We start from the raw sequence: 25,026 nt of genomic DNA, 5'->3' as shown, positions 1-25,026 counted from the left end.
CCTGTCTGTTCGCTATTCGTCGATGTCTCGTTTTTTTCTGACCTTTTTCCCGCTGAAGCGAATGGGTTGCTCGGTCCGTAATGTTTCCGGCCGTTTCGATTGGCTGGTAAACGGCAGACGGATGAACGCATCTTTTAAATCCCGCCAACGCGGCGGATATAAAGGAGCAAGGAACGGCCGGCCGAGCGACGTCAAGTAAAGCAGGTGGGTCATGACCATGCAAAAACAAAAAGCAACGCCAAGCAGCCCCCAGACTTCCGCAAACAATAAAAACGGAAAGCGCATGAGGCGGATCGTATTGCCTATTTTATAAACAGGCGTCGTAAAGGAAGCAAGGGCGGCAAGCGCCACTAAAATTAACAACACATTGCTTGTCAGGCCGGCTTCCACGGAAGCCGTTCCGATGACAATCCCGCCGACAATGCCGATCGTTTGGCCGACCTTGGTCGGAAGCCGTGCGCCTGCCTCCCGCAGCAGTTCAATCGTCAGTTCGAGAAACAGCACCTCTAAAATCGGCGGGAACGGAATCTCCCTTCTTGAGGTGATCAAGGTGCCGAGCAAGTCTTTTGGAATCAATTCATAATGGTAGTTTAATGTCGCCACATACATCGGTGTAATCAAAATGGAAAAGGCGACGGAAAACAGGCGAATGAGACGGAAAAACGACGCGATCGTCCAATTGAGAAAATAGTCTTCAAAGGATGAAAAAAATTCAACCAATGTCGTAGGACCGATTAACACGTGCGGAGATCCGTCCACCATAATCGCCACTTTTCCCTCGGCCAGTACGGCCGCAACCCGGTCCGGGCGCTCGGTATCGAGCAGCTGCGGAAAGGGGGAATGCCGATTGTCTGAAATAATTTGCACAATATAAGAGCTGTCGATCATTTCGTCAAATTCGATTTGTTTGATGCGCTGCAAAACCGTTTGGACGTTGTCGGGATTGGCAATGCCGTCAAGATAGACGACAGCGACTTTCGTTTTCGACAGCGTGCCGACCCTTGTCAGTTTGACTGTCAAACGGTCTATAGGGATTCGTTTGCGCAATAAATATAAATTCGTTTCCAACGATTCAATAAACGACTCTTTCGGGCCGACGACGCTAAATTCCACTTCGGGGATGGTGAGTGTCCGTTCCAATGTTTTTTGCGCCTTCACAAGCAGCCCGGTCTCATCGGTTTCATGAAGGCGAATGAATAAATATCCTTCGAACAATTTTGCTTTCACATCAGCCGGATCGCTAGAAATATAGGCGTCGTCGATCGGAAGAATTTGGCGCATATCTTCCAAAGATGAAAACGGACAATGAAACAAGTAAGGGAAAATCGAGCGAACAACAGTTTCCATCTCAACCATCGGCTCGACATACGACACCCATAACAGGAGACCGGATGTCTCGTTCCGGTACACTTTCGTTTGGAAGTCCATCGAACTCCCTAATGTTTGCAGCGTCGCCCATACGGATTCAGGCGGAACGGTCATCCCTCTCCCCCTTTGCGTCAAGGATTTCCGCTTTCCGGATGAGAAAGAGGATGTCCGCATGCACTAGAGGACATCCCCGTTTGCTCCTTTCATTGCATGGTGTTTCCTTGGTAAGGAAACTGGTTGGTGTATCCTTGGAACTGTTGGTACGTTTGCTGAAGTTTTTGCGGATCGGCGGCTTCGAGCTTGTACCATCCTTTTTTGAACATTAAATTGTACAATTCACGCTGGCAGTTTTGCGTTTCCGTAAAAATGTTCATCATATCTTGGTATAACGGTTGGTTGCTCGCCTCATGCAAGTACACGCTGTAAGACAACGTCATGTATTTTTCCGTCGTCAGCATGTCATTCAAAAAGTCGCGCTCGTTCATTTGCGGCGTTTTCGGCACTTGCGTTTCCGGATTTTGCACTTGTTTTTGGTTCACCGAACGTTCCTCCTTTCACATCACCGGCGGCTGCGGCGGGTTTTGCAAATGGCGCAAAATCATGTCGTAATGGCGCTGATGCATTTGCCCGGCGCGCTCGATCGCCTGCACCACTTCCGGATCGCGGCACTGCGAAGCGAAAAAGTGCGCTTTTTTCGCCGCCAGCAAGTTCCATGACATCATATCGGAAAAGTACATGGCGTCTTTCGATGACACCATTTGCGGCGGCTCGGGCATCGCCGCCTGCGGGTTCATTTGCGGCTGTTGTTGCATCGTGGTTCGCTCCTTTCACAATGTAGTCGCTTGTAGATTGTGCAGTGAGTGGAAAATTATACACAAATAAAAAATAAACAACAGGGAAAAAACATATTCAATGGAATGGAAACATGGTACAATAAGAGTGATGAATGCGTTTCCATGCGAGGGGGATCACAACTGTGGAACAGCTGATGCGCGACTTTTTTTTGTTCTTGTCCAAAAATAAAACGTTGACCCATTTGGCGAAGCGATACGGCCTCCGCTTCGGCGCATCAAGATTCGTCGCCGGCGAAACGATTGAGGAAGCGGTGCGCGTCATCCGTCAATTGAACGAAAAAGGGTTGGCTGTCACGGTCGACTATTTAGGCGAATTTGTTGACAATGAGCGGGAAGCAAACGAGATGGCGAACCATTGCCTCGAGGCGATTGAGGCGATCAGCCGTGAGAAGCTGAATTCGCAGCTGTCGCTGAAAATGACGTCCATGGGGCTTGACATTTCCGATGAGCTCGTTATGCGCAACATGCGCCGCATTTTGGAGGCGGCGAAAGAGCGGGGCGTGTTCGTGACGATTGATATGGAAGATTATTCACGCTGCCAAAAGACGATCGATATTTTTAAAACGTTGAAAAAAGAGTACGACAACGTCGGTACGGTGCTGCAGGCGTATTTGTACCGGACGGAGCAAGACATTGAAGATCTGAAGCCGTACCGCCCGAACTTGCGGCTCGTCAAGGGGGCGTATAAAGAATCGCCGGAAGTGGCGTTTCCGGATAAAAAAGATGTGGATGAGAATTTTAAAAAGGTCATTAAACAACATTTGCTCAACGGCAACTATACGGCCGTTGCGACGCACGATGACGCCATCATCGAGTATACGAAGCGGCTCGTTGCCGAGTACAACATTCCAAACAGCCAGTTTGAATTTCAAATGTTGTACGGCATCCGTCCGGAGCGGCAAATTGAGCTGGCGCGCGAAGGGTATACGATGCGCGTGTACGTTCCGTACGGGACCGATTGGTACGGCTACTTTATGCGCCGGCTCGCCGAACGCCCGGCCAACGTGGCGTTCGTCGCTAAAGGCATGTTCCGCAAGTGACGCCCGCCCGGCCAACGGGAGGCGGCGCCGCGGCAGCACACAAGGGGACGGACGCCATCGGGCGTTCAGTCCCCTTGCATATTGTGCTTTTTGTACTGTTGGTTTTGGCTCGTCCGCTTGCCGCCGCCGTCCGCTTCGACCGTCGGGCCGGCGTTTCCTTTCACGCTCGCCGCGCTGACGCCGCGTTCAGACGGATTTTTTTTCAACCGCGCCATCATGTTCACCTCCTGTTGTTAGTATGGGCAAAATCCGGATTGCGATGTGGAAAAAATGTGCGGCAAATATATTGCGAAAATTACCAACATACTATATATTTAAGTGTAGAGAACGTTTTCACTATATTTTTTTCACCGAAAAATGAATGATGATTCATTCAATGGTGTGAGGGGGAACCGAAATGGCAAAACGCATTCGGCGCGCCGCCGTGCTTGGGTCTGGCGTCATGGGTTCGGGCATTGCCGCCCATTTGGCGAACGTCGGCATCCCGACGTTATTGCTTGACATTGTGCCAAAGGAATTGACGAAAGAAGAAGAGGCGAAAGGATGGACGTTGGAACATCCGCAAGTGCGCAACCGCCTCGCCAACCGGGCGCTGGAGCGGATGAAAAAACAAAAGCCGGCGCCGCTGATGGCAAAAGACAACATCACGCTCATTGAAACGGGCAACTTTGAAGATGACTTTCACCGCCTTGCGGATGTCGATTGGATCATTGAAGTCGTCGTCGAAAACTTGGAGGTCAAACGAAGCGTCTTCGCCCGCATCGACGAGGTGCGGACGCCGGGGACGATCGTCAGCTCGAACACATCCGGCATTTCCATCGCCGCGATGGCGGAAGGGCGCTCGGATGATTTTCAAAAGCATTTTTTAGGCACCCACTTTTTCAACCCGCCGCGCTATTTGAAGCTGCTTGAAATCATCCCGACCGAGCAGACGGATCCGGATGTCGTCGCCTATATGAAAACGTTCGCCGAAGACGTGCTCGGCAAAGGCGTCGTCATGGCGAAAGATACGCCGAACTTCATCGCCAACCGGATCGGCACGTACGGGCTGCTTGTCACCGTGCGCGAGATGATGCAAGGCGGCTACAGCGTCGGCGAAGTCGATTCGGTCACCGGGCCGCTCATCGGCCGGCCGAAAAGCGCGACGTTCCGCACGCTTGACGTCGTCGGGCTCGATACGTTCGTCCATGTCGCCAACAACGTGTATGACAACGTCGAAGGGGAAGAAAAAGACGCCTTCCGCGTGCCGGAATTTATGAAAACGATGCTGCAAAACGGCTGGCTCGGCAGCAAATCCGGACAAGGCTTTTTCTTGAAGCAAGGGAAAGACATCCTCGAGCTCAATTACGTCACGATGCAGTACGAGCCGCGCAAAAAGCTCGTCACCCCGGCGGTGGAAATGGCGAAGCAGGCGAAAGGAACGGCCGCCAAGCTGCAAACGCTCCTTTATGCCGGCGGCGACCGCGCGGGGACACTCCTTTGGAACATCATCGCGCCGACCTTGCTGTATGCGGCGCGCCTGGTCGGCGAAATCGCCGATGACATCGTGGCGATCGACAATGCGATGAAGTGGGGGTTCGGCTGGGAGCAAGGACCGTTTGAACTGTGGGATGCGATCGGCCTTGAGAAATCGGTGCGGAACATGCAGGCGGAAGGGCGCGACGTTCCGGCGTGGGTGACGGATATGCTCGCCGACGGCGCCGCATCGTTCTATCAAACGAACAACGGCCGGCTGTTCTATTATGGGCAAAGCGGCTATACATTAGTGAAAGAAAATCCAAAGACGATCCATTTGAAACGGTGGAAAGAGCAGCGCGGCGTCGTGAAGAAAAACGCCGGCGCAAGCCTGATCGACCTCGGCGATGACGTGGCGCTTTTGGAGTTCCATTCGCCGAACAACGCGATCGGCACGGACATCGTCCAAATGATCAACGAGGCGCTTGATGAGGTGAACCGCAACTACAAAGGGCTTGTCATCGGCAATCAAGGGAAAAACTTCTGCGTCGGCGCGAACTTGGCGATGATGCTCATGGAAGCGCAAGATGAAAACTTCTTTGAACTCGAGCTTGCCGTCCGCCAGTTCCAGCAAGCGCTCATGCGCGTCAAATACAACCCGAAACCGGTCGTTGTGGCGCCGTTTGCCATGACGTTAGGCGGCGGGGCGGAAGTGACGTTGGCGGCTTCGCGCATCCAAGCGGCCGCCGAGACGTACATCGGGCTTGTCGAAGTCGGCGTCGGCTTGATTCCGGGCGGCGGCGGCAACAAGGAGCTGTACATCAAACAATTGAACAGCCTGCCAGGCGGCGCGGATGTCGACTACGTCAAACTCGTCGCCAAGGTGTTTGAAACGATCGCCATGGCGAAAGTGTCGACGTCGGCGGCCGAAGCGCGCGCGCTCGGTTTCTTAGGCAGCCGCGACGGCGTCACGATGAACGGCGACCATCTGTTGTATGAAGCGAAACAGGCGGTGCTCTCGCTGTATGAAGAAGGATACCGGCCGCCAGTCAGAAAGAAAGTGCCGGTCGCCGGGGAAAGCGGCTATGCCGCCATGCTTTTAGGCGCGCAATCGATGCTCCATTCCGGCTACATTAGCGAGCACGATTTGAAGATCGCGAAAAAGTTGGCGTACGTCCTCTCGGGCGGCAAAGTGCCGTACGGGACGGAAGTCGATGAGCAGTACTTGCTTGATCTTGAGCGCGAGGCGTTTTTGAGCCTGATTGGCGAGCCGAAGACGCAAGCGAGAATGCAGCATATGTTGGTGAAAGGAAAACCGCTCCGCAACTAAAGCGGGGGATTCAAGGGGGAGATTGGCGTGAGAGAAGCGGTCATTGTCGCAGGCGCGCGCACACCGGTCGGAAAAGCGAAAAAAGGAACGCTCGCCCATACGCGGCCGGACGATTTGGGAGCGCTCGTCGTCAAGGAAACGTTGAAGCGCGCGGGAAACTATGACGGGAATATCGATGACTTAATTATCGGCTGCGCCATGCCCGAGGCGGAGCAAGGGTTGAACGTCGCCCGCAACATCGGGGCGCTCGCCGGGCTGCCGCATACGGTGCCGGCGATTACGATCAACCGGTATTGCTCGTCCGGCTTGCAGGCGATCGCCTATGCGGCCGAACGGGTCATGCTTGGCCATTCGGATACGGTCATTGCCGGCGGGGTCGAATCGATGAGCATGGTGCCGATGATGGGGCATGTCGTCCGCCCGAACGCCCGCCTGGCCGAAGAGGCGCCGGAATATTACATGTCGATGGGCCATACGGCCGAGCAAGTGGCGAAACAATACGGCGTGAGCCGCGAGGACCAGGACGCGTTCGCCGTGCGCAGCCACCAGCGCGCCGCGAAGGCGATTGCAGAAGGCAAGTTCGACGACGAAATCGTGCCGGTCGAAGTCGTCGTGCGCAAGGTGGAAAACAACAAACTGGTGGAAGAGACGGTTGTGTTTGCCCAAGATGAAGGCGTGCGCCCGGAGACGAACATGGAGACGCTCGCCAAACTGCGCCCGGCGTTTGCCGCCAACGGCACGGTCACAGCCGGCAACGCGTCGCAAATGAGCGACGGGGCGGCGGCCGTGATGGTGATGGACCGCGAAAAAGCGGCATCTCTCGGCTTAAAACCGCTCGGCAAGTTCCGCTCGTTCGCCGTCGCCGGCGTGCCGCCGGAAGTGATGGGGATCGGCCCGGTCGCCGCGGTGCCGAAAGCGTTGAAGCTCGCCGGCCTGGAGCTGTCCGACATCGGCTTGATCGAGCTGAACGAAGCGTTCGCGTCCCAGTCGATTCAAGTCATTCGCGAGCTCGGGCTTGACGAAGAGATCGTCAACGTCAACGGCGGGGCGATTGCGCTCGGCCATCCGCTCGGCTGCACGGGCGCGAAGCTGACGTTGTCGCTTCTTCATGAAATGCGGCGCCGCGACGTCCAGTTTGGCATTGTCACGATGTGCATCGGCGGCGGCATGGGCGCCGCGGGTGTCTTTGAACTGCTGTAATGCCGGCCAATGACAACTAAAGCGGGCGGCAGCGCCGCCCGGACTATTACGATATTCGGGGGAGGAAACAACCAATGGCAAAAACAGCCGAAAACGCGATTCAAGGCGGCAGCTTTTTAATTGAGGACATTCCGGCCGAGCGCGTCTTTACGCCGGAAGATTTCACCGACGAACATCACATGATCGCGAAAACGACGGCGGAATATGTGAACAACGAAGTGCTTCCGCAGCTGGAGCATTTGGAACACCACGAGTTTGACCGCTCGGTGAAGCTGCTCCGCAAAGCGGGCGAACTCGGTTTGCTAAGCGCCGACATTCCGGAAGAATACGGCGGTTTGGGCTTGGATAAAGTGAGCTCGGCCATCATCGCAGAACAGATGGCGCCGGCCGGCGGGTTTGCGATTTCGCACGGGGCGCACGTCGGAATTGGCTCGCTGCCGATCGTCTTGTTCGGCACGGAAGAACAAAAACAAAACTATTTGCCGCAGTTGGCGACCGGCGAAAAAATCGCCGCCTATGCCCTGACGGAGCCGGGTTCGGGTTCGGACGCCCTCGGCGCGAAAACGACGGCGAAATTGAACGCCGAAGGAACGCATTACATTTTAAACGGTGAAAAGCAATGGATCACGAACTCCGGGTTTGCCGATGTGTTCGTCGTCTACGCGAAAGTGGACGGCCAGCATTTCACAGCGTTCATCGTCGAGCGCGATTTCCCGGGCGTTTCGACTGGTCCGGAAGAAAAGAAAATGGGGATCAAAAGCTCGTCGACGCGGACGCTCATTTTGCAAGACGTGCCGGTGCCGAAAGAAAACGTCCTCGGTGAAATCGGCAAAGGCCATGTCATCGCGTTTAACATTTTGAACATCGGCCGCTACAAGCTCGGATTGGGAGCGGTCGGCGGCGCGAAGCGGGCGCTCGAAATCACGCTCAAATACGCGAATCAACGCCAGCAATTCAAACGCCCGATTTCGCAGTTTACGCTGACGCAGGAAAAATTTGCGACGATGGCGTCGCGCCTGTATGCGGCGGAAAGCTCGGTGTACCGCACGGTCGGCTTGTTCGATGAACGGATGGGCTTGCTCGATGGGGAAAAAGCGAAAGACGGCAAAGAAGTGGCGAAATCGATCGCCGAATACGCGATCGAGTGCTCGCTGAACAAGTTTTTCGCGACCGAAGTGCTCGATTACATCGTGGACGAAGGGGTGCAAATCCACGGCGGCTACGGCTTCATGCAGGAATACGAAATTGAGCGCGCCTACCGCGACTCGCGCATCAACCGCATTTTCGAAGGGACGAACGAAATCAACCGCCTGCTCGTGCCGGGCATGTATTTGAAAAAAGCGGTAAAAGGCGAACTGCCTCTTTTCCAAAAAGCGCAGCAGCTGCAAGAAGAGCTCATGATGATGACGGCCGAAGAACCGGGAACGGGCGCGCTCGAACAAGAGAAATATTTGGTGCGCAACGCGAAAAAAATCGCTTTGATGGTCGCCGGGCTGGCGGCGCAAACATTCGGCGCGAAAATCGAGGAAGAGCAAGAAGTGCTCGTGAACATCGCCGATATTGTCGCCAACATTTACGCCATGGAATCGGCGCTTCTTCGCACCGAAAAAGCGATCAACGCGGACGGGGAAGAGAAGCACAAACAAAAATGGCTCTATACGCAAATTTTCTGCCAAGAGGCGTTCAATGAAATCGAAGCGCATGCGAAAGAAACGCTCGTCGCCGTCGAACAAGGCGACACGCTGCGGATGATGCTCGCCGCCCTCCGTCGGCTGACGCGCCATACGCCAATCAATGTGATCGCGAAAAAACGCGAGGCGGCCGCCGCCCTCATTGAAGCGGAACGGTATATTGTGTGATAATTAGGAAGTACCGGGCACAGCCCGGTACTTCTTGCTCTCTGGAACAGGCGCTCCGCTTGGGGAAGCGGCCGCTGTAACGCCCCGCTTCCCCGCGGATGACCGATCGTTCAACACGGTTAAAAGGAGGGGTAGGAATGGCGCTGACGCTCTATTGGTATCCGAAATGCGGAACGTGCCGGAAGGCGAAAAAATGGCTCGATGAACACGGCATTGACGTGCAAACGGTGCATCTCGTCGACGAACCGCTGACGAAAGAACAACTGGCCGACCTGCACCGAAAAAGCGGGCTGCCGCTCAAAAAATTTTTCAATACAAGCGGCATGAAATACCGCGAACTCGGGTTGAAAGACAAGCTTGACGGCGCCGCGGAGGACGAGATGCTCAACTGGCTCGCGTCGGACGGGATGCTGGTGAAACGGCCCATTTTAACGGATGGCGAACGGGTCGTGGTCGGATTTCGCGAGCAAGAGTACGAAGCGTTTTTCGCCGGGCGGCCGCCGGCAGAAAGTTAAAAAATTTGCATAAAAATGATGCGAACTCAGTGAGTTTTTATCGAAAATCGGTTATGATGAAAAAGAACACAATTTGTCGCAATGGAGGGATTCGATGAACACGCCAAAAGAACTTCGCTATTCAAAAGAACACGAATGGGTGCGCGTCGAAGGGGACAAAGTGCGCATCGGCATCACCGACTTCGCTCAGTCGGAGTTGGGGGATATCGTTTTTGTTGAATTGCCGGAAGTCGGCGCGGAACTGACGGCGAACGAGCCGTTCGGCAGCGTCGAATCGGTAAAAACGGTTTCGGAATTGTACGCGCCGATCAGCGGCACGGTCGTCGAAGTGAATGAAGAGTTGAACGACAATCCAGAATATGTAAACGAGTCACCGTACGAAAAAGCATGGATGGTTGTCGTTGAACCAAAAGATGTAAGTGAAGTCGACAAGTTGTTGACGGCTGAACAATACGAGGCGATGGTGAACGAAGGATAAACGTTCCTGTGGTCTTCGCCCCCGAATCGGACACCCTATACATACCGAAACTTGATGAAAAAAGGGGTGCTTCCGATGGCGTTGCAACCAACGCGTGTCGATATTACGGACCGGGTGACCGGCAAGCTGAACGGCCGCTCGCTCGACTTGTATGACGAAGGTGAATTCATCGGACGTCTTCCGCTTCCGGCAGCGGCCGTCGAGCTGAAAAACGGGTATAGCGAGCAAAATGGCAAAATATATAAAGAGGTGACCGCTACCGTTGAACCGGACCAAAAATATGTCGACTGTGACGGGGAAGCGGGTTGGTGTTGAAAGGCAACGGTGGATGACCGTTGCTTTTTTTCAACCTTTTTCTGGTGAGAGACATACAATATGGTATCCTTTTCGAAGCTAGGTGGGTCGGACATGCGACAGGCAGAAAAAGTGATTATTGTAGAAGGGCGATCGGATAAGCAAAAGGTGGCGGCCGTGCTGAACGAACCGGTTGTCATTCTTTGCACGAACGGCACGATCAGCGATGCGCGTCTTGAGGAGCTGGCTGACGAGCTTGAGGGTCACGATGTGTACGTGCTGGCGGACGCCGATGAGGCGGGGGAAAAGCTACGCCGGCAGTTTCGCCGCATGTTTCCGGAGGCGGAACATATTTATATTGACCGGGCGTACCGCGAAGTGGCCGCCGCCCCGCCTTGGCATTTAGCCCAAGTGTTGCTGCGCGCCCATTTTGACGTCCGCATCGATTCGTTCATGAGAGGAAGAGGCGAGTGAAAGCGATCGAACGACCAGATGTGCAACGGATTGTGAATGAACAGCCGCTTATGGCGCTTTATATTTACACGCCGCTGTGCGGCACATGCCAGCTGGCGAGACGGATGTTGGCGGTAGTCGAGCAGCTGTTCCCAACGCTGCCGTTTTACGAAACGGACATTAATTATATGCCGGAGCAGGCAGTCGTTTGGAAAATTGAAAGTGTTCCTTGTTTGCTTCTTTTTGTTGGCGGGTCGCTGGCCGGCAAATGGTATGCGTTTCATTCCGTCCCTTATTTGTATGATGAACTTCAAGCCCGTTTGCCGCGCTGACGATCCGCCTTTTTTTGACGCCATTTGACATATTTCTTCGGAAATGACAAAAACAGCGCTCATTCGCTAAACCGGTTGTCGAGATTTTTGTAAAGGATTCTCCCCCTCGGTATGGAAATAAAGAGAATAAAGGAAAATGGGGGGAGGATGGTCAATGGAAATGCGTCAGTTAGTTGGACAGTTCGCAGAACGGATGCAAACGTTGCGCCATTTGTTGCCGATTTTGCCGGATGAACCGTTGTATGTGCGGTTTGAGAGTGAAGAAGGCGTCGCCATGTTGGTGATCGGCAAAGAGCCGGCTGCCGCGGAAATGGAAAAGGATGAACGGAAAACGTTAACGGTGCGCGGCACAAAAACAGCGCTTTGCTCGCTCTTAGGCGGCGAACTGAAGCTGCAGCAGCTCGTCCGGCTGCGCGAAGTGCATGTGTCGGGAAGTTTTCGCCACCTGTTGCTGCTCGAATCTCTCCTCCATTTGGCTAAGCCGTATCGTCATGTCGGGTGAAAAATTTATTGACATGATTCGACATACAATGATACAATCACACACGTAATCAATCGAATAGGCGTTTGTTGCGCTCTTATCAAGAGAGGTGGAGGGATGTGCCCAATGAAGCCCGGCAACCGTCAGCGCGTCTGCTGAAAAGGTGCCAATTCACACAAAGCGCCCTGCTTTGGGAGATAAGAGACGGAATGGTGGACAATACCTTTCTGTTCTCTGCGGGCAGAAAGGTTTTCTTTTTGCGTTCCGCCGCCTTAGGAGGAAGGAAGGTGAAACGATGATTACACTCGAACGGGTGACGAAAATTTACGATGCGGCGAACGGGGCGGTGACGGCGGTCGATGACGTGTCGCTTGACATTCGCGAAGGGGAAATTTTCGGCATTATCGGTTACAGCGGCGCGGGGAAAAGTTCGCTCATCCGGCTGTTAAACGGGCTTGAGACGCCGACGAGCGGCCAGGTGATCGTCGCCGGCCGCGATATGGCGCGCATCAAAGGGCGGGAGCTGCGCAAAGCGCGTCAGGAAATCGGGATGATTTTCCAGCATTTCAACTTGCTTTGGTCGCGGACGGTGCGGGAAAATATCGCGTTTCCGCTCGAGATCACCGGCGTTCCGAAAGCGGAGCGGCAAAAGCGGGTCGAGGAGCTCATCGAGCTCGTCGGGCTCACGGGACGGGAAGAGGCGTATCCGTCGCAGTTGAGCGGCGGGCAAAAACAGCGGGTCGGCATCGCCCGGGCGCTTGCCAACAACCCGAAAGTATTGCTTTGCGATGAGGCGACATCCGCGCTTGACCCGCAAACGACGGATGCGATATTGGACTTGCTTGTCGACATCAACAAGCGGCTCGGACTGACGATCGTGCTCATTACCCATGAGATGCACGTCATCCGCAAAATTTGCGACCGCGTCGCCGTGATGGAAAGCGGCAAAATCGTTGAGCAAGGCGAAGTGCTGCATGTGTTCCGCAATCCGCAGCAGCCGATTACGAAACGGTTCGTCAAGCAGCTCGTTGAACCGGAGGAAACGGAAGAGGCGATTTCCCATCTGTTCGGTCAATATCCGAACGGGGTGATCGCGCAGTTGACCTTTGTCGGTGCGGCGGCCGGCCAGCCGCTCATCACGCAAGTCGTGCGGCAGTTTTCCGTTCATATGAACATTTTGCAAGGGAAAATTTCCCAAACACATCAAGGCGCCTACGGCGTGCTATTTGTGCACATCGACGGGGCGGCGGACGAAATCGCCCGGGCGCTTGACTACATTCAAAGCCAGCAGGTGGCGGTGGAGGTGATTCACGATGCTCGCTAACCTCCTGCCGAACGTCCAATGGGAGACAATGTGGGCGGCGACGGTCGAGACGCTGTATATGACGGGAGTGGCGGTGGCGGCCACTTTCGTCCTCGGAATCGTTCTTGGCTTGCTTCTATTTTTGACAGCGAAGGGCAACCTATGGGAAAACCGGTTTGTCAATACAGTGATTGCGGCGTTTGTGAACATTTTCCGCTCGATTCCGTTTATTATTTTGATCATTTTGCTCATTCCGTTTACCACCTGGCTTGTTGGGACGATGCTTGGCGCCAATGCGGCGCTGCCGGCTTTGGTCATTGGGGCCGCGCCGTTTTACGCCCGCATGGTGGAGATTGCCCTTCGCGAAATTGATAAAGGCGTCATCGAAGCAGCCCAAGCGATGGGCGCCTCAACGTGGACGATCATTTGGAAAGTGCTGCTGCCGGAATCGCTGCCGGCGCTCGTCTCCGGCATTACGGTGACGGCCGTGTCGCTCGTCAGCTATACGGCGATGGCTGGAGCCATCGGCGCCGGCGGGCTTGGGAACTTGGCGTATTTGGAAGGATTCCAGCGCAGCCATAACGATGTGACGTTTGTCGCGACCGTGTTGGTGCTCGTCATTGTCTTTGTCATTCAGTTGATCGGTGACGTTGTCACTTCCAAAATTGATAAACGATAAGGAGGAAGAAAACGATGAAAAAATGGCTTGGCGCCCTGTTCGCTGCTGTTCTTGTCTTCGCTTTGGCGGCGTGCGGCGGCAACGACAACAACAACGCGGCCGAAGGGGGCGAAGGCGGCGAGTTGGTCAAACTGAAAGTCGGCGCATCAAACGTGCCGCACGCGGAAATTTTGGAACAAGCGAAACCGATTTTGAAAGAAAAAGGCATCGACTTGGAGATCATTACGTTCCAAGACTACATTTTGCCGAACAAAGCGTTGGCCGATAAAGAAATCGACGCCAACTACTTCCAGCACATTCCGTATTTGGAATCGCAAATGAAAGAACACGGGTATGATTTCGTCAACGCCGGCGGCATTCACATTGAGCCGATCGGCCTGTATTCCAAAAAATACAAAAGCATCGAAGAGCTGCCGGATGGCGCGACGATCATCATGAGCAACTCGGTCGCCGACCATGGCCGCATTTTGTCGATGCTGCAGGAAAAAGGGCTCATTAAGCTGAAAGAAGGCGTCGACAAAACGAAAGCGACGGTCAATGATATTGCGGAAAACCCGAAAAACTTAAAGTTTAAGGCGGATGTCGATGCCGGGTTGCTGCCGCAAATTTATCAGAACGGGGAGGGTGATGCCGTCCTGATCAACGCCAACTATGCGCTGGACGCAGGCCTTGACCCGGCGAAAGACCCGATCGCCGTCGAATCGCCGAAAGACAACCCGTATGTCAACATTGTCGCCGTGCGCAAAGGCGATGAAAACCGGAAAGAAATCAAAACGTTAGTTGAAGTGCTGCAATCGAAAGAAATTCAAGATTTCATTAACGAAAAATATAAAGGCGCCGTCATTCCGGCGGCGGAGAACAATCAATAACGGGAGCGTTTCGCTTCCGTTTCTTTTTTGTCCCCAAAAAACCGCTCCCCTTAAACGAAAGCGGCAAAGGTTAAAACGATTCTGAATCCGAGGGCGCCACGGCCGCTTTGCTTTCCCGCGCTTCATCGGCCATTCAAACGCGCCAGTACGGCGGCAAGCATGACGATGATGACGCAGTTTTGCAGGACGACCACCGTCGTTAAACTGAAGATGGCGTCCCCGTGTTCACCGAGAATGTTGCCGATGATGATCCACGCCAAAAACGAAGCGAAAGCGGCGGTTAAGGCAAAGACAACCCAACGAATCAAGGGAATTTCCCCCCTTTCCTATGATGATGGAAGTGGAACAGAACAGGCGGTTTTCATCATGACATTCCGTCTATGTTGACGGAATGGTGGTGTTTCCACACGCTTTCAATACTATTCGTTGTTTAATTTCGTTTTCCTTCATGCATACTAACAGCAGAAACGGACAAAGGGGGAAAACGAAGATGAACAACGAAACATACACATCGGTCGAAGCCGCCCTTCGCCATTACAAGGAAGGGATCGGGGCGTTTACGCAAAAGCTGCCGGCGGTTGCCGAACGGTTTAACGCGTTTACCGACGCCTGTTTTGCGGAAGGGGCGCTGTCGAAAAAAGAAAAGCAGCTGATCGCCCTCGGCATCAGCCTGGCGGCGCAAGACGAGTATTGCACGATTTACCATACGAAAGGATGCCTTGACGAAGGGGCATCGGAACAAGAGATTTTGGAAGCGTGCGCGGTCGCGGCCGCGTTTGGCGGCGGGGCGGCGATGAGCCAGACGGTGACGCTTGTGCAAGAATGCCTCCGCGAGCTGCGGACGGCCCATTAGACTCCGGCAACGGGGTCTTTTTTTTTGCAAAAGCTCGTACAAACTAGTCGTTTTCGTGTAAAATATAAAAAGCATTGCCGCTTTTCCTGCCTTTCTCGTTTCCCTTATATACATAGTGGAAAACGGCAGCGAAAAGGTTGCGAATACTTTTCATTTGTTATAAGATTGTAATGAGAATAAAGTGAGAATGAGCGATCGCTGGGTCAAAAGCGAGCTTACATTATTTTCACGCGAAAACTGGAGGTATGCTTTATGGCCGTATTAAAGGTGGAAAATCTCCACGTATCAGTGGAAGGAAAAGAAATTTTAAAAGGGGTTGACTTAGAGGTTAAAGGCGGGGAAATCCACGCCATTATGGGTCCGAACGGAACGGGGAAATCGACGCTGTCATCGGCGATTATGGGCCATCCGAAATACGAGGTGACGGAGGGGGCGATTACGCTTGACGGCCAAAATGTTCTGGAGATGGAAGTCGATGAGCGGGCGCGCGCCGGCTTGTTTTTGGCGATGCAATATCCAAGTGAGATCAGCGGAGTGACGAACGCCGACTTTTTGCGCTCCGCCATTAACGCCCGTCTTGGTGAGGGCAATGAAATTTCGCTCATGAAATTCATCCGCAAGCTCGATGACAAAATGTCGTTTTTGGAAATGAATCCGGACATGGCGCACCGCTATGTAAACGAAGGGTTCTCGGGCGGGGAGAAAAAGCGGAACGAAATTTTGCAATTGATGATGCTCGAGCCAAAAATTGCCATTTTGGACGAGATCGACTCCGGATTGGATATTGACGCGCTTAAAATCGTCGCCAAAGGCATTAACGAAATGCGCAGCAGCGAGTTCGGCTGTTTGATCATCACCCACTACCAGCGGCTGCTCAACTACATCACCCCGGATTACGTGCACGTCATGATGCAAGGGCGCATCGTCAAGTCCGGCGGTCCGGAGCTGGCGCAGCGGCTTGAGGCGGAAGGGTACGACTGGATTAAAAAAGAACTCGGCATCGAAGACGAGACGGTCGGGCAAGAAGCGTAAGCGTTAGGAGGAGGACTATGGCGACAGAAACGAAAATCCCATTTGATGAAACCTACATCCGCACGTTCTCAGGCGAGCGCGGCGAACCGGACTGGCTGACCGGGCGGCGCCTTGAGGCGCTCGGTCAGGTGGAGCGGCTGCCGCTGCCGAAACCGGACAAAACGAAAATTGATAAGTGGAACTTTACCGATTTTGCCCGTCATGCGGTCGACAGCGCGCCGTACGCGGATTTGAACGATTTGCCGGAGGCGGTCAAGGCGCTCCTTGAGGCGGGCGAAGGAACGAAAAATTTGTATGTGCAGCGCAACCATACGCCGGCGTACGTGTCGCTCTCTGACGAGCTGAAAGAAAAAGGCGTGATTTTCACCGACATTTTCACCGCGGCACGGGAACATGGCGACTTGCTGAAGAAATACTTCATGACCGATGGGGTCAAGCCGGATGAGCACCGTCTCGCCGCACTCCATGCGGCGCTGTTTAACGGCGGGGTGTTTGTGTACGTTCCGAAAAACGTCGAAATCGAAACGCCGCTTCAGGCGGTCTACATTCAAGACGAAGACGATATCGCCTTGTTTAACCACGTCATCGTCGTGGCGGACGACAACAGCCGCGTCGTGTTTGTCGAAAATTATTTGTCGGCGCACGAGCAAGGGAAAGCGGTCGTCAATATCGTTGCTGAAGTGTTTGCCAATGCCAACGCGCGCGTCTTTTTCGCCGCCGTCGACCATTTGGCCAAAGGCGCGACGACATACGTCAACCGGCGCGGCATCGCCGGGCGCGACGGGCGGATCGAATGGGCGCTCGGGCTGATGAATGACGGCAACACCGTGTCGGAAAACACCACCCGCCTTGTCGGTGACGGGGCGTTTGGCGATACGAAAACGGTCGTTGTCGGCCGCGGCGAGCAAGTGCAAAACTTTACGACGAGCGTCATCCATTACGGAAAGCATACGGAAGGCTATATTTTAAAACACGGCGTCGTCCGCGACAGCGCCACCTCGATTTTCAACGGCATCGGCAAAATTGAGCACGGCGCGTCAAAATCGAACGCCGAGCAAGAGTCGCGCGTGTTGATGTTAAGCGAAAAAGCGCGCGGCGATGCGAACCCGATTTTGCTGATCGACGAAGACGACGTCATGGCCGGCCATGCGGCCTCGGTCGGGCGGGTCGATCCGGTTCAATTGTATTACTTAATGAGCCGCGGCATTCCGAGACGGGAAGCGGAGCGACTCATCATCCACGGCTTTTTGGCCCCGGTTGTCGAAGCGATTCCGATTGAAGGCGTGAAAAATCAATTAATCGAAGTGATTGAAAGGAAAGTTCAATCATGAATATAAATGAGATTCGTGCGTTGTTTCCGATTTTGCATCAGAACGTCAACGGCCATCCGCTCGTTTATTTTGACAGCGCGGCGACGTCGCAAAAGCCGCTGCCGGTGATCGAGGCGCTTGACCGCTACTACCGCGAATACAACTCGAACGTCCACCGCGGCGTCCACACGCTTGGAACGAAGGCGACCGACGCGTACGAAGGGGCGCGCGAAAAAGTGCGGCGCTTTCTGAACGCCAAATCGGCGCAGGAGATCATTTTTACGCGCGGAACGACAACGGCGCTCAACCTCGTCGCCTCAAGCTACGGGCGCGCCAACGTCAAAGAAGGCGATGAGATCGTCATCACGTACATGGAGCATCACAGCAACTTGATTCCGTGGCAGCAGCTCGCGAAACAGACGGGGGCGGCGCTGAAATACATTCCGCTGCAGGAAGACGGCACGCTCGACCTCAACGATGTCGAGGCGGCGATCACGCCGGCGGCGAAAATCGTCGCCATCGCCCATGTTTCGAACGTGCTCGGCACGATCAACCCGGTTCGGGAGATCGCCCGCCTCGCCCATGACCGCGGCGCGGTCGTCGTCGTCGACGCGGCGCAAAGCGCTCCGCATATGAAGATCGACGTCCAAGAGCTCGATTGCGACTTTTTGGCGTTTTCCGGCCATAAAATGGGCGGGCCGACGGGCATCGGCGTATTATATGGCAAAAAGAAATGGCTCGAGCAGATGGAGCCGATCGAGTTTGGCGGCGAAATGATCGATTTCGTCGAGCTGTACGACTCAACGTGGAAAGAGCTGCCGTGGAAGTTTGAAGGCGGCACGCCGATCATCGCCGGCGCCATCGGCCTTGGTGCGGCGATCGATTTCCTCGAGCAAGTCGGCTTGGACGCGATCGCCGCCCATGAACACGAGCTGGCGCAATATGCGCTTGAGCGGCTGGCTGACATGGACGGCGTCACCGTCTATGGGCCGAAAGAGCGGGCCGGGCTTGTGACGTTTAACATCGACGGCGTGCATCCGCACGATGTGGCGACCGTCTTGGACGCGGAAGGGATCGCCATCCGCGCCGGCCACCATTGCGCCCAGCCGCTCATGAAGTGGCTTAATGTCACAGCAACCGCCCGGGCGAGCTTTTATTTGTACAACACGAAAGAGGAAATCGACCGGTTCATCGCCGCATTACAGAAAGCGGAGGAGTACTTCAGCCATGTCTTCTAATCATCCGTTGGACCAGCTGTACCGCCAAGTCATTATGGATCATTATAAAAACCCGCGCAACCGCGGGGTGCTTGAGGGCACGAACGTCGATATCAACATGAACAACCCGACGTGCGGCGACCGCATCCATTTGACGATGAAAGTGGAAGACGGAAAAGTCGTCGACGTCAAATTTGAAGGCGAAGGCTGTTCGATTTCGATGTCGTCGGCGTCGATGATGACGCAGGCGATCAAAGGAAGAACGGTAGAGGAAGCGCTTCGGCTCGCCCATATTTTTTCCGACATGATCCAAGGCAAAGAGTACGACGATTCCGTCGACCTTGGCGACATCGAGGCGCTTCAAGGCGTTTCCAAGTTTCCGGCCCGCATCAAATGCGCGACGTTGGCGTGGAAAGCGCTCGAAAAAGGACTGCATCACCACTAATCTAAAGGAAGGTGAACCGAGATGGCGAAAAAAGCGCCAGACATTGGCGAATACAAATATGGCTTCGTTGACAAGGACGTCTCCGTCTTCCGCGCCCAGCGCGGCCTGACGCGCGAAGTCGTCGAAGAAATTTCGCGGATGAAAAACGAGCCGCAATGGATGCTCGAGTTCCGCTTAAAAGCGCTCGACATCTTCTACAGCAAACCGATGCCGCAATGGGGCGGCGATTTGTCGAGCCTCGATTTCGATGAAATTACGTACTACGTCAAACCGACGGAAAAATCGGGCCGTTCGTGGGACGAAGTGCCGGAGGAAATTAAAGCGACGTTTGATAAGTTAGGCATTCCGGAGGCGGAACAAAAATATTTGGCCGGCGTTTCCGCGCAATACGAATCGGAAGTCGTCTACCACAACATGAAAGAAGACCTCGAAGCGCTCGGCGTCATCTTTAAAGACACCGACTCGGCGCTGAAGGAAAACGAAGATTTGTTCCGCGAACATTTCGCCAAAGTTGTGCCGCCGACCGATAACAAGTTTGCGGCCTTGAACTCGGCCGTCTGGTCGGGCGGTTCGTTCATCTACGTCCCGAAAGGCGTGAAAGTCAACACGCCGCTGCAGGCGTATTTCCGCATCAACTCGGAAAACATGGGGCAGTTTGAACGGACGCTCATCATCGTCGATGAAGGGGCGCACGTCCATTACGTCGAAGGCTGTACGGCGCCGATTTACACGACAAACTCGCTCCATAGCGCGGTTGTGGAAATCATCGTTAAAAAAGGCGCGTACTGCCGCTACACGACGATCCAAAACTGGGCGAACAACGTTTTCAACTTGGTGACAAAGCGCGCCGTCTGTGAAGAAAACGCGACGATGGAATGGATTGACGGCAACATCGGCTCAAAATTGACGATGAAATACCCGGCCGTCATCTTAAAAGGCGAAGGGGCGCGCGGCTTGACGCTGTCGATCGCCATCGCCGGCAAAGGCCAGCACCAAGACGCCGGGGCGAAAATGATCCATCTGGCGCCGAACACGTCGTCGACGATCGTCTCGAAATCGATCTCGAAACAAGGCGGAAAAGTCACGTACCGCGGCATCGTCCATTTCGGCCGCAAAGCGTCCGGCTCGCGTTCGAACATCGAATGCGACACGCTCATTTTGGATAACCAGTCGACATCGGACACGATTCCGTACAACGAAATTTTAAACGACAACATCTCGCTTGAGCACGAAGCGAAAGTGTCGAAAGTGTCCGAGGAGCAGCTGTTCTACTTGATGAGCCGCGGCATTTCCGAGCAGGAAGCGACGGAAATGATCGTCATGGGCTTCATCGAGCCGTTCACAAGAGAGCTGCCGATGGAATACGCGGTCGAGATGAACCGCCTGATCAAGTTCGAAATGGAAGGAAGCATTGGGTAAGCTTGATAAATCAAGGGTGCGGCGTTCGTTTGTGGGTGTCGCACCCACAAAACGCCCGCATGATCGACGCAGGACAAAGCAAGGGAGCGGCCGGCGCTTGATCTCCGGAAGCGCCAAGGCCGTCCCGCAGGCCATTCCTCCTTCATGGGAGCATGTTTTTAGGGGAGCGCTCTTTTTGGGCGCTCCCCTGTCGTTCCTTTTCCATGCCAGGCGGTTCTGTTCAGCCGCGCCCGGTCTTCCTGTTTAGCGCTGCACTTTTTCAAGCGCCAATTTGACGCCAAACCCGATCATCACCGCGCCCGTGATGCCTTCGATCCATTTCTTCGTTTTCGGCCGCTTCATGAACTCGCTGATATAGTGGATAAAGGAAATGTAAAACAAAAACCAGGCGGCCGTCATCACCGTATAAGCCGCCCCCATCATAAGAAACGGGGCGAACGCGTGCGCGCCCGGCGCCACGAACTGCGGCAAAAAGGTTAGGAAAAAGGCCGCCACCTTTGGGTTCAAAAAATCGGTGAGAAACCCTTGCCGGAAGCAGGCGGGCTGTTGTTCTTTGCTATTGACATCCGTTTCCATGCCGGCCGCTTCGCCATGTTTTAAGACGCTGTACAACGCTTTGACACCCAAGTAGGTTAAATACACCGCTCCTATATATTTCAAGGCGGAAAACAGCAAGGCCGATTGCATAATGACGGCGGAAAGCCCAAGCGACGCTGCGGCGGTGTGGAGAAACAAGGCGCAACAAACCCCTAGTGCGGTTTTCAAGCCGCCGATCTTCCCAACGGAAATGGTGTTTTTGGTCACTACCGCTGTGTCGGGCCCGGGCAGCACAATCAAAAATATCGATAAAAGAAGAAACGGGTACAGATGGATCATCAGACGGCCCTCCCATTGTCAGAATGTTTCGATGGATATCATTGTATCGCAACCGTTCCTCGAATGTAAATATGGACTTTCTGAACCGCCGTTGCCCTTCATGGTGGGGCGGTCATTTTTATTTCGCGCCGCCCGCGCTTATGGTATAGTGAAGATAGCTGAAAATCCAATGAACTGGTGATCGTGATGATTTACATCGGACTGACCGGCTGGGGGGATCATGACAGCCTCTATCCGCCCGGCTTGGCGGCGAAAGATAAATTGCCGGAGTATGCGGCCCATTTTCCGACGGTCGAGGTCGATTCGTATTTTTACGCCATTCAGCCGCGTTCGAACGTGGAAAAGTGGATTCGCGAGACGCCGCCGTCGTTTCAGTTCATCGTCAAAGCGTACCAAGGGATGACCGGGCATGAGCGCGGGCCGATCCCCTATGAGAACAAGGAAGCGATGTTTGCGGCGTTTTTGGACTCGATCGCGCCGTTTCGGGAAGCGGGGAAGCTGGCGATGGTGCTGTTTCAGTTTCCGCCGTGGGTTGACTGCCGGCGCGAGCATGTCGCGTATTTGCGCTGGGTGAAGGCGCGGATGGGGGAGGTGCCTGCCGCCTTAGAGTTTCGCCATCAGTCGTGGTTTTCGCCGCGCTTTCGCGAAAAAACGCTCCGCTTTATGGAAGAGGAAGGCTGGATTCACGCGATTTGCGACGAGCCGCAGGCGGGGGAGGGGTCGGTGCCGACCGTTTTGCATCCGACCGACCGCGAAAAGACGCTCATCCGCCTGCACGGGCGGAACGTCTACGGCTGGAACAAGGCGACGGCCGGCGACAACTGGCGCGCTGTGCGTTACTTGTACCGGTACAATGAGCGCGAGCTGCGCGAATGGGTGCGCCATCTTGAGGCGCTGCAAGAAAACACGAAACAAATTTACGTGCTGTTTAACAACAACTCCGGCGGCGATGCCGCCGACAACGCCAAACAGTTGATCGAGTTGCTTGGCATTGAGTACAACGGTCTCGCGCCGCGGCAGCTCGGGTTGTTTTGAAGCGGGGGACGGATATGGGGTACATGCTGCTTGTCTTGATCGGGTTTACCGCCGGAACGCTCGGCAGTTTGGCCGGTTTGGGCGGCGGGGTGGTCATCGTGCCGGCGCTTTTGTTTTTCGGGGCGCTCGGCTGGCTTTCGGCGGTGACGCCGCAAGTGGCGGTCGGCACGTCGCTCGTCGTCATTATTTTCAACGGGTTGTCATCCACGCTGTCGTATATGAAAGACAAACTGGTCGATTATCGGAGCGGCTTGCTTTTTTGCATCGGGAGCGTCCCTGGGGCGGTCGCCGGCGCCTTGGTGAACAATACGTTGAGCGCCGCTCATTTTTCGTTATATTTTGGGCTGTTTTTAATCGCCATGTCGGTTTTTTTGTCGCTGAGCCAAAAGAAAGCGAAGCGTTCGGCTGACGAGACGGCGGCGGCGACGGAGAGCGGAGCCGGTTCGCGCCAGTGCAGGGGGGAAGCGGACAGCCGCCTGCAGCCGGCGCCTTGGTGGCGGCGGAACGTGGTGCGGACGTACACGGACCGGAACGGGGAGACGTTTACATACGGCTACCAGCCGCTCGCGGCGGTCGCCATCGCGTTTCTCGTCGGTTTTTTCGGTGGGCTGTTCGGCATCGGCGGCGGGTCGCTCATGGTGCCGGCGATGATCGTGCTGTTTCGCTTTCCGCCTCATGTAGCGGTGGCGACATCGATGTTGATGATTTTTTTGTCCTCGCTCATCGGCTCGCTCACCCATGTCGCGATGGGCAATGTGCACTGGCTGTTTGCGCTGCTGCTGATCCCCGGCGTATGGATCGGCGCGAAAACCGGGGCGTGGATCAATAAACGGATGTCAAGCCGGGCGCTGGTCACCGTGCTTCGAATGGTGCTCGTGTTGCTCGGGGTTCGGCTTGTCGTGGAAAGTTTGTTGTAATCAAGGAGGGGCGTTTTTGAAGCAGACGATTTATATTTACCATACGAACGATGTGCACAGCCATTTTGAACATTGGCCGCAAATCGCCCGCTTTTTGTCGGAACGGAGAGGGGAGCATCGCGCGCGCAACGAGGCGATGCTTTTGTTTGATGTCGGCGATTTTCTCGACCGCGTGCACCCGATTACGGAAGCGACGCGGGGGAAGGCGAACGTGGACTTGTTGAACGATCTCGGCTATGATGCGGTGACGATCGGCAACAACGAAGGGATCACCTTGGATTACAATGAGCTCGATTCGCTCTACGAGCGGGCGCGGTTTCCCGTTGTTGTCGCCAACTTGTTCCGCCGCGACGGCACGCGGCCGCCGTGGGCGCTGCCGTATGCCGTCATCCCGGCGACGGAGACGTTTCGCATCGGGGTCGTCGGCGCCACCGCCCCGCTTGTGAAATTTTACGAGCTGCTCGGCTGGAAGATTGCGCCGCCGTTTGACATGTTGGCGGCGGCGGTGGCCGACGTGAAGCGGCAGGCCGATTGCGTCGTTGTCTTGTCCCATCTCGGGGTGAATGAGGATGAAAAAATGGCGGCGATGATTCCCGATGTCGACATTATTTTAGGGTCGCATACCCATCATGTATTTCCGGAGGGGAAAATGGTGAACGGGACGTTGCTTTGCGCGGCAGGGAAGTACGGGAAATATGTCGGCGTCGTCAAGCTCGACATCGAGCAGCACCGATTGGCGCGGGCATCCGCGACCGTCGTCGATGTCGATACTTTACCCCGTTCGGAACAGGTGGAGCGCCATCTCCATTGCCTTGAGCAAGACAGTTTGGCGCGGCTTGCGGCCGAGCAGGTGGCGGTGCTGGAAGACGACTTGCCGCTCAACTGGTTTGCCCCGTCGCCGCTCGGGAATTTGCTTGCGTCCGCGTTGCGCGAATGGTGCGGGGCGGACATCGGGATGGTGAACGCCGGGGTGCTGCTGGAGCCGCTCGAGAAAGGGCCGGTGACGAAAAAAGATTTGCACCGCATTTGCCCGCATCCGCTCAACCCGTGCAAGGTGAAGCTGCGCGGGGCGGAGCTGAAGGAAATTATGCTCGAGGCCCATACCGAACGGATGAAGCATTTGCGTTTTAAAGGGTTTGGCTTCCGCGGCGAAGTGATGGGGGAAATGGTGTACGACGGCGTCGAGATCGAAACGGAGCTCGAAGAAGACGGCGCTTGGCATATCCGCGGCATTCGAATCAACGGCGAGCCGCTCGACCCGGAGCGCACATATGACGTGGCGACGACCGACATGTTTGCCATCGGCCATTTTTACCCGCAAATTCAGCGGGCGGCGGAGAAAACGTATTACATGCCGGAATTTTTGCGCGATCTTCTCGCCTGGAAATTGACCCAGTAGGCAGGCACTTCTT

At 54.9% G+C, this 25,026-nt stretch carries 28 protein-coding genes and 1 riboswitch; of the genes, 22 read left to right on the top strand and 6 right to left on the bottom strand.

Annotation, left to right across the window (positions count from 1 at the left end):
* Positions 1-12: 12 nt before the first annotated feature.
* From M493_RS14595 to M493_RS14585, 3 genes are all read right to left on the bottom strand, one after another.
* Entirely contained in the window at positions 13-1,482 is a 1,470-nt protein-coding gene (locus tag M493_RS14595) for a spore germination protein (protein WP_020961141.1), read from the bottom strand.
* An 89-nt stretch (positions 1,483-1,571) separates the two neighbouring features.
* Complete coding sequence (locus M493_RS14590) at positions 1,572-1,907, bottom strand: spore coat protein (protein WP_020961140.1); 336 nt, start codon at positions 1,905-1,907, stop codon at positions 1,572-1,574.
* Positions 1,908-1,922: 15 nt separating this feature from the next.
* A complete protein-coding gene (locus M493_RS14585) occupies positions 1,923-2,180 on the bottom strand; it encodes a hypothetical protein (protein WP_020961139.1) in 258 nt (85 codons plus the stop codon).
* 164 nt (positions 2,181-2,344) lie between these two features.
* Between M493_RS14585 and M493_RS14580 the strand changes: the two genes are divergently transcribed.
* Positions 2,345-3,262, top strand: a complete 918-nt coding sequence (locus M493_RS14580; RefSeq protein WP_020961138.1) for a proline dehydrogenase family protein — start codon at positions 2,345-2,347, stop codon at positions 3,260-3,262.
* A 65-nt stretch (positions 3,263-3,327) separates the two neighbouring features.
* Here the strand turns inward: M493_RS14580 and M493_RS17845 are convergent, their stop codons facing one another.
* On the bottom strand, positions 3,328-3,477 hold the full coding sequence (locus M493_RS17845) for a YuzL family protein (protein ID WP_011232479.1): 150 nt from the start codon (positions 3,475-3,477) through the stop codon (positions 3,328-3,330).
* 182 nt (positions 3,478-3,659) lie between these two features.
* Between M493_RS17845 and M493_RS14575 the strand changes: the two genes are divergently transcribed.
* The 12 genes from M493_RS14575 (at position 3,660) to M493_RS14515 (ending at position 14,510) form a co-directional block, all read left to right on the top strand.
* Positions 3,660-6,047, top strand: coding sequence for a 3-hydroxyacyl-CoA dehydrogenase/enoyl-CoA hydratase family protein (locus M493_RS14575; protein WP_020961137.1), 2,388 nt, complete (start codon positions 3,660-3,662; stop codon positions 6,045-6,047).
* A gap of 27 nt (positions 6,048-6,074) precedes the next feature.
* Positions 6,075-7,247, top strand: a complete 1,173-nt coding sequence (locus M493_RS14570; protein WP_020961136.1) for an acetyl-CoA C-acetyltransferase — start codon at positions 6,075-6,077, stop codon at positions 7,245-7,247.
* Between the two features lie 74 nt (positions 7,248-7,321).
* Positions 7,322-9,106: an acyl-CoA dehydrogenase family protein gene (locus M493_RS14565; RefSeq protein ID WP_020961135.1), complete on the top strand. Its 1,785-nt coding sequence runs from the start codon at positions 7,322-7,324 to the stop codon at positions 9,104-9,106.
* Positions 9,107-9,243: 137 nt separating this feature from the next.
* Positions 9,244-9,621, top strand: a complete 378-nt coding sequence (locus tag M493_RS14560) for an arsenate reductase family protein (RefSeq protein ID WP_020961134.1) — start codon at positions 9,244-9,246, stop codon at positions 9,619-9,621.
* 94 nt (positions 9,622-9,715) lie between these two features.
* Positions 9,716-10,099, top strand: coding sequence for a glycine cleavage system protein GcvH (gcvH, locus tag M493_RS14555; RefSeq protein ID WP_020961133.1), 384 nt, complete (start codon positions 9,716-9,718; stop codon positions 10,097-10,099).
* A gap of 75 nt (positions 10,100-10,174) precedes the next feature.
* Positions 10,175-10,414, top strand: coding sequence for a YusG family protein (locus tag M493_RS14550; protein WP_020961132.1), 240 nt, complete (start codon positions 10,175-10,177; stop codon positions 10,412-10,414).
* Positions 10,415-10,507: 93 nt separating this feature from the next.
* The gene (locus M493_RS14545) at positions 10,508-10,867 is read left to right on the top strand and encodes a toprim domain-containing protein (protein ID WP_020961131.1); all 360 of its coding nucleotides are present in this window, start codon (positions 10,508-10,510) and stop codon (positions 10,865-10,867) included.
* Positions 10,864-11,178 carry a thioredoxin family protein gene (locus M493_RS14540; protein ID WP_020961130.1) on the top strand — a complete coding sequence of 105 codons (315 nt, stop codon included), beginning with the start codon at positions 10,864-10,866 and terminating at the stop codon, positions 11,176-11,178. The genes M493_RS14545 and M493_RS14540 overlap by 4 nt, the downstream gene beginning before the upstream one ends.
* A gap of 154 nt (positions 11,179-11,332) precedes the next feature.
* Positions 11,333-11,680 (top strand): hypothetical protein, encoded by a 348-nt coding sequence (locus M493_RS14535; RefSeq protein WP_020961129.1) that lies wholly within the window; start codon positions 11,333-11,335, stop codon positions 11,678-11,680.
* A gap of 73 nt (positions 11,681-11,753) precedes the next feature.
* A riboswitch (SAM riboswitch) is annotated at positions 11,754-11,863 on the top strand.
* A gap of 91 nt (positions 11,864-11,954) precedes the next feature.
* On the top strand, positions 11,955-12,983 hold the full coding sequence (locus tag M493_RS14525; protein WP_020961127.1) for a methionine ABC transporter ATP-binding protein: 1,029 nt from the start codon (positions 11,955-11,957) through the stop codon (positions 12,981-12,983).
* Positions 12,973-13,641 (top strand): methionine ABC transporter permease, encoded by a 669-nt coding sequence (locus tag M493_RS14520; RefSeq protein WP_020961126.1) that lies wholly within the window; start codon positions 12,973-12,975, stop codon positions 13,639-13,641. Before M493_RS14525 ends, M493_RS14520 begins: the two co-directional genes overlap by 11 nt.
* Before the next feature lie 14 nt (positions 13,642-13,655).
* Positions 13,656-14,510: a MetQ/NlpA family ABC transporter substrate-binding protein gene (locus tag M493_RS14515; protein ID WP_020961125.1), complete on the top strand. Its 855-nt coding sequence runs from the start codon at positions 13,656-13,658 to the stop codon at positions 14,508-14,510.
* A gap of 122 nt (positions 14,511-14,632) precedes the next feature.
* On the opposite strand, the gene M493_RS14510 is transcribed toward M493_RS14515, so the two are convergent.
* Positions 14,633-14,818: a hypothetical protein gene (locus M493_RS14510; protein ID WP_020961124.1), complete on the bottom strand. Its 186-nt coding sequence runs from the start codon at positions 14,816-14,818 to the stop codon at positions 14,633-14,635.
* 182 nt (positions 14,819-15,000) lie between these two features.
* Here M493_RS14510 and M493_RS14505 point away from each other — a divergent pair, with 182 nt between their 5' ends.
* The 6 genes from M493_RS14505 to sufB all read left to right on the top strand — a co-directional run bounded on the left by M493_RS14505 (position 15,001) and on the right by sufB (position 20,786).
* Positions 15,001-15,363 carry a carboxymuconolactone decarboxylase family protein gene (locus tag M493_RS14505; RefSeq protein ID WP_020961123.1) on the top strand — a complete coding sequence of 121 codons (363 nt, stop codon included), beginning with the start codon at positions 15,001-15,003 and terminating at the stop codon, positions 15,361-15,363.
* Positions 15,364-15,615: 252 nt separating this feature from the next.
* Positions 15,616-16,395 (top strand): Fe-S cluster assembly ATPase SufC, encoded by a 780-nt coding sequence (gene sufC / locus M493_RS14500; protein ID WP_020961122.1) that lies wholly within the window; start codon positions 15,616-15,618, stop codon positions 16,393-16,395.
* A 17-nt stretch (positions 16,396-16,412) separates the two neighbouring features.
* Entirely contained in the window at positions 16,413-17,726 is a 1,314-nt protein-coding gene (sufD, locus tag M493_RS14495; protein WP_020961121.1) for a Fe-S cluster assembly protein SufD, read from the top strand.
* Complete coding sequence (locus tag M493_RS14490; protein ID WP_020961120.1) at positions 17,723-18,943, top strand: cysteine desulfurase; 1,221 nt, start codon at positions 17,723-17,725, stop codon at positions 18,941-18,943. The genes sufD and M493_RS14490 overlap by 4 nt, the downstream gene beginning before the upstream one ends.
* Positions 18,933-19,367: a Fe-S cluster assembly sulfur transfer protein SufU gene (gene sufU / locus M493_RS14485; RefSeq protein ID WP_020961119.1), complete on the top strand. Its 435-nt coding sequence runs from the start codon at positions 18,933-18,935 to the stop codon at positions 19,365-19,367. The genes M493_RS14490 and sufU overlap by 11 nt, the downstream gene beginning before the upstream one ends.
* Positions 19,368-19,388: 21 nt before the next feature.
* Positions 19,389-20,786: a Fe-S cluster assembly protein SufB gene (sufB, locus tag M493_RS14480; protein WP_020961118.1), complete on the top strand. Its 1,398-nt coding sequence runs from the start codon at positions 19,389-19,391 to the stop codon at positions 20,784-20,786.
* Between the two features lie 243 nt (positions 20,787-21,029).
* Here sufB and M493_RS14475 read toward each other — a convergent pair whose 3' ends face one another.
* Complete coding sequence (locus M493_RS14475) at positions 21,030-21,662, bottom strand: LysE family translocator (RefSeq protein WP_020961117.1); 633 nt, start codon at positions 21,660-21,662, stop codon at positions 21,030-21,032.
* Positions 21,663-21,848: 186 nt separating this feature from the next.
* Here M493_RS14475 and M493_RS14470 point away from each other — a divergent pair, with 186 nt between their 5' ends.
* Genes M493_RS14470 through M493_RS14460 form a run of 3 tightly spaced genes read left to right on the top strand, consistent with a single transcriptional unit; the run spans position 21,849 to position 25,013 of the window.
* On the top strand, positions 21,849-22,697 hold the full coding sequence (locus tag M493_RS14470; protein WP_020961116.1) for a DUF72 domain-containing protein: 849 nt from the start codon (positions 21,849-21,851) through the stop codon (positions 22,695-22,697).
* 14 nt (positions 22,698-22,711) lie between these two features.
* Positions 22,712-23,614, top strand: coding sequence for a sulfite exporter TauE/SafE family protein (locus M493_RS14465; protein ID WP_020961115.1), 903 nt, complete (start codon positions 22,712-22,714; stop codon positions 23,612-23,614).
* A gap of 16 nt (positions 23,615-23,630) precedes the next feature.
* Complete coding sequence (locus M493_RS14460; RefSeq protein WP_020961114.1) at positions 23,631-25,013, top strand: bifunctional metallophosphatase/5'-nucleotidase; 1,383 nt, start codon at positions 23,631-23,633, stop codon at positions 25,011-25,013.
* Positions 25,014-25,026: the final 13 nt, after the last annotated feature.

This window comes from Geobacillus genomosp. 3 (assembly GCF_000445995.2).
Lineage (GTDB): Bacteria > Bacillota > Bacilli > Bacillales > Anoxybacillaceae > Geobacillus.
The sequence above is the reverse complement of the archived record's forward strand: the minus strand, read 5'-3'. Positions and strand labels throughout refer to the sequence as shown.

Bases quoted from the DNA above. Each gene is read 5' to 3' on its own strand.
- M493_RS17845 (WP_011232479.1), bottom strand. From the start codon at position 3,477: ATGGCGCGGTTGAAAAAAAATCCGTCTGAACGCGGCGTCAGCGCGGCG.
- gcvH (WP_020961133.1), top strand. From the start codon at position 9,716: ATGAACACGCCAAAAGAACTTCGCTATTCAAAAGAACACGAATGGGTG.
- M493_RS14535 (WP_020961129.1), top strand. From the start codon at position 11,333: ATGGAAATGCGTCAGTTAGTTGGACAGTTCGCAGAACGGATGCAAACG.
- M493_RS14560 (WP_020961134.1), top strand. From the start codon at position 9,244: ATGGCGCTGACGCTCTATTGGTATCCGAAATGCGGAACGTGCCGGAAG.
- sufB (WP_020961118.1), top strand. From the start codon at position 19,389: ATGGCGAAAAAAGCGCCAGACATTGGCGAATACAAATATGGCTTCGTT.
- sufU (WP_020961119.1), top strand. From the start codon at position 18,933: ATGTCTTCTAATCATCCGTTGGACCAGCTGTACCGCCAAGTCATTATG.
- M493_RS14575 (WP_020961137.1), top strand. From the start codon at position 3,660: ATGGCAAAACGCATTCGGCGCGCCGCCGTGCTTGGGTCTGGCGTCATG.
- M493_RS14525 (WP_020961127.1), top strand. From the start codon at position 11,955: ATGATTACACTCGAACGGGTGACGAAAATTTACGATGCGGCGAACGGG.
- M493_RS14505 (WP_020961123.1), top strand. From the start codon at position 15,001: ATGAACAACGAAACATACACATCGGTCGAAGCCGCCCTTCGCCATTAC.
- M493_RS14515 (WP_020961125.1), top strand. From the start codon at position 13,656: ATGAAAAAATGGCTTGGCGCCCTGTTCGCTGCTGTTCTTGTCTTCGCT.
- M493_RS14550 (WP_020961132.1), top strand. From the start codon at position 10,175: ATGGCGTTGCAACCAACGCGTGTCGATATTACGGACCGGGTGACCGGC.
- M493_RS14470 (WP_020961116.1), top strand. From the start codon at position 21,849: ATGATTTACATCGGACTGACCGGCTGGGGGGATCATGACAGCCTCTAT.
- M493_RS14585 (WP_020961139.1), bottom strand. From the start codon at position 2,180: ATGCAACAACAGCCGCAAATGAACCCGCAGGCGGCGATGCCCGAGCCG.
- M493_RS14520 (WP_020961126.1), top strand. From the start codon at position 12,973: ATGCTCGCTAACCTCCTGCCGAACGTCCAATGGGAGACAATGTGGGCG.
- sufC (WP_020961122.1), top strand. From the start codon at position 15,616: ATGGCCGTATTAAAGGTGGAAAATCTCCACGTATCAGTGGAAGGAAAA.
- M493_RS14490 (WP_020961120.1), top strand. From the start codon at position 17,723: ATGAATATAAATGAGATTCGTGCGTTGTTTCCGATTTTGCATCAGAAC.
- M493_RS14475 (WP_020961117.1), bottom strand. From the start codon at position 21,662: ATGATCCATCTGTACCCGTTTCTTCTTTTATCGATATTTTTGATTGTG.
- M493_RS14545 (WP_020961131.1), top strand. From the start codon at position 10,508: ATGCGACAGGCAGAAAAAGTGATTATTGTAGAAGGGCGATCGGATAAG.
- sufD (WP_020961121.1), top strand. From the start codon at position 16,413: ATGGCGACAGAAACGAAAATCCCATTTGATGAAACCTACATCCGCACG.
- M493_RS14565 (WP_020961135.1), top strand. From the start codon at position 7,322: ATGGCAAAAACAGCCGAAAACGCGATTCAAGGCGGCAGCTTTTTAATT.
- M493_RS14465 (WP_020961115.1), top strand. From the start codon at position 22,712: ATGGGGTACATGCTGCTTGTCTTGATCGGGTTTACCGCCGGAACGCTC.
- M493_RS14595 (WP_020961141.1), bottom strand. From the start codon at position 1,482: ATGACCGTTCCGCCTGAATCCGTATGGGCGACGCTGCAAACATTAGGG.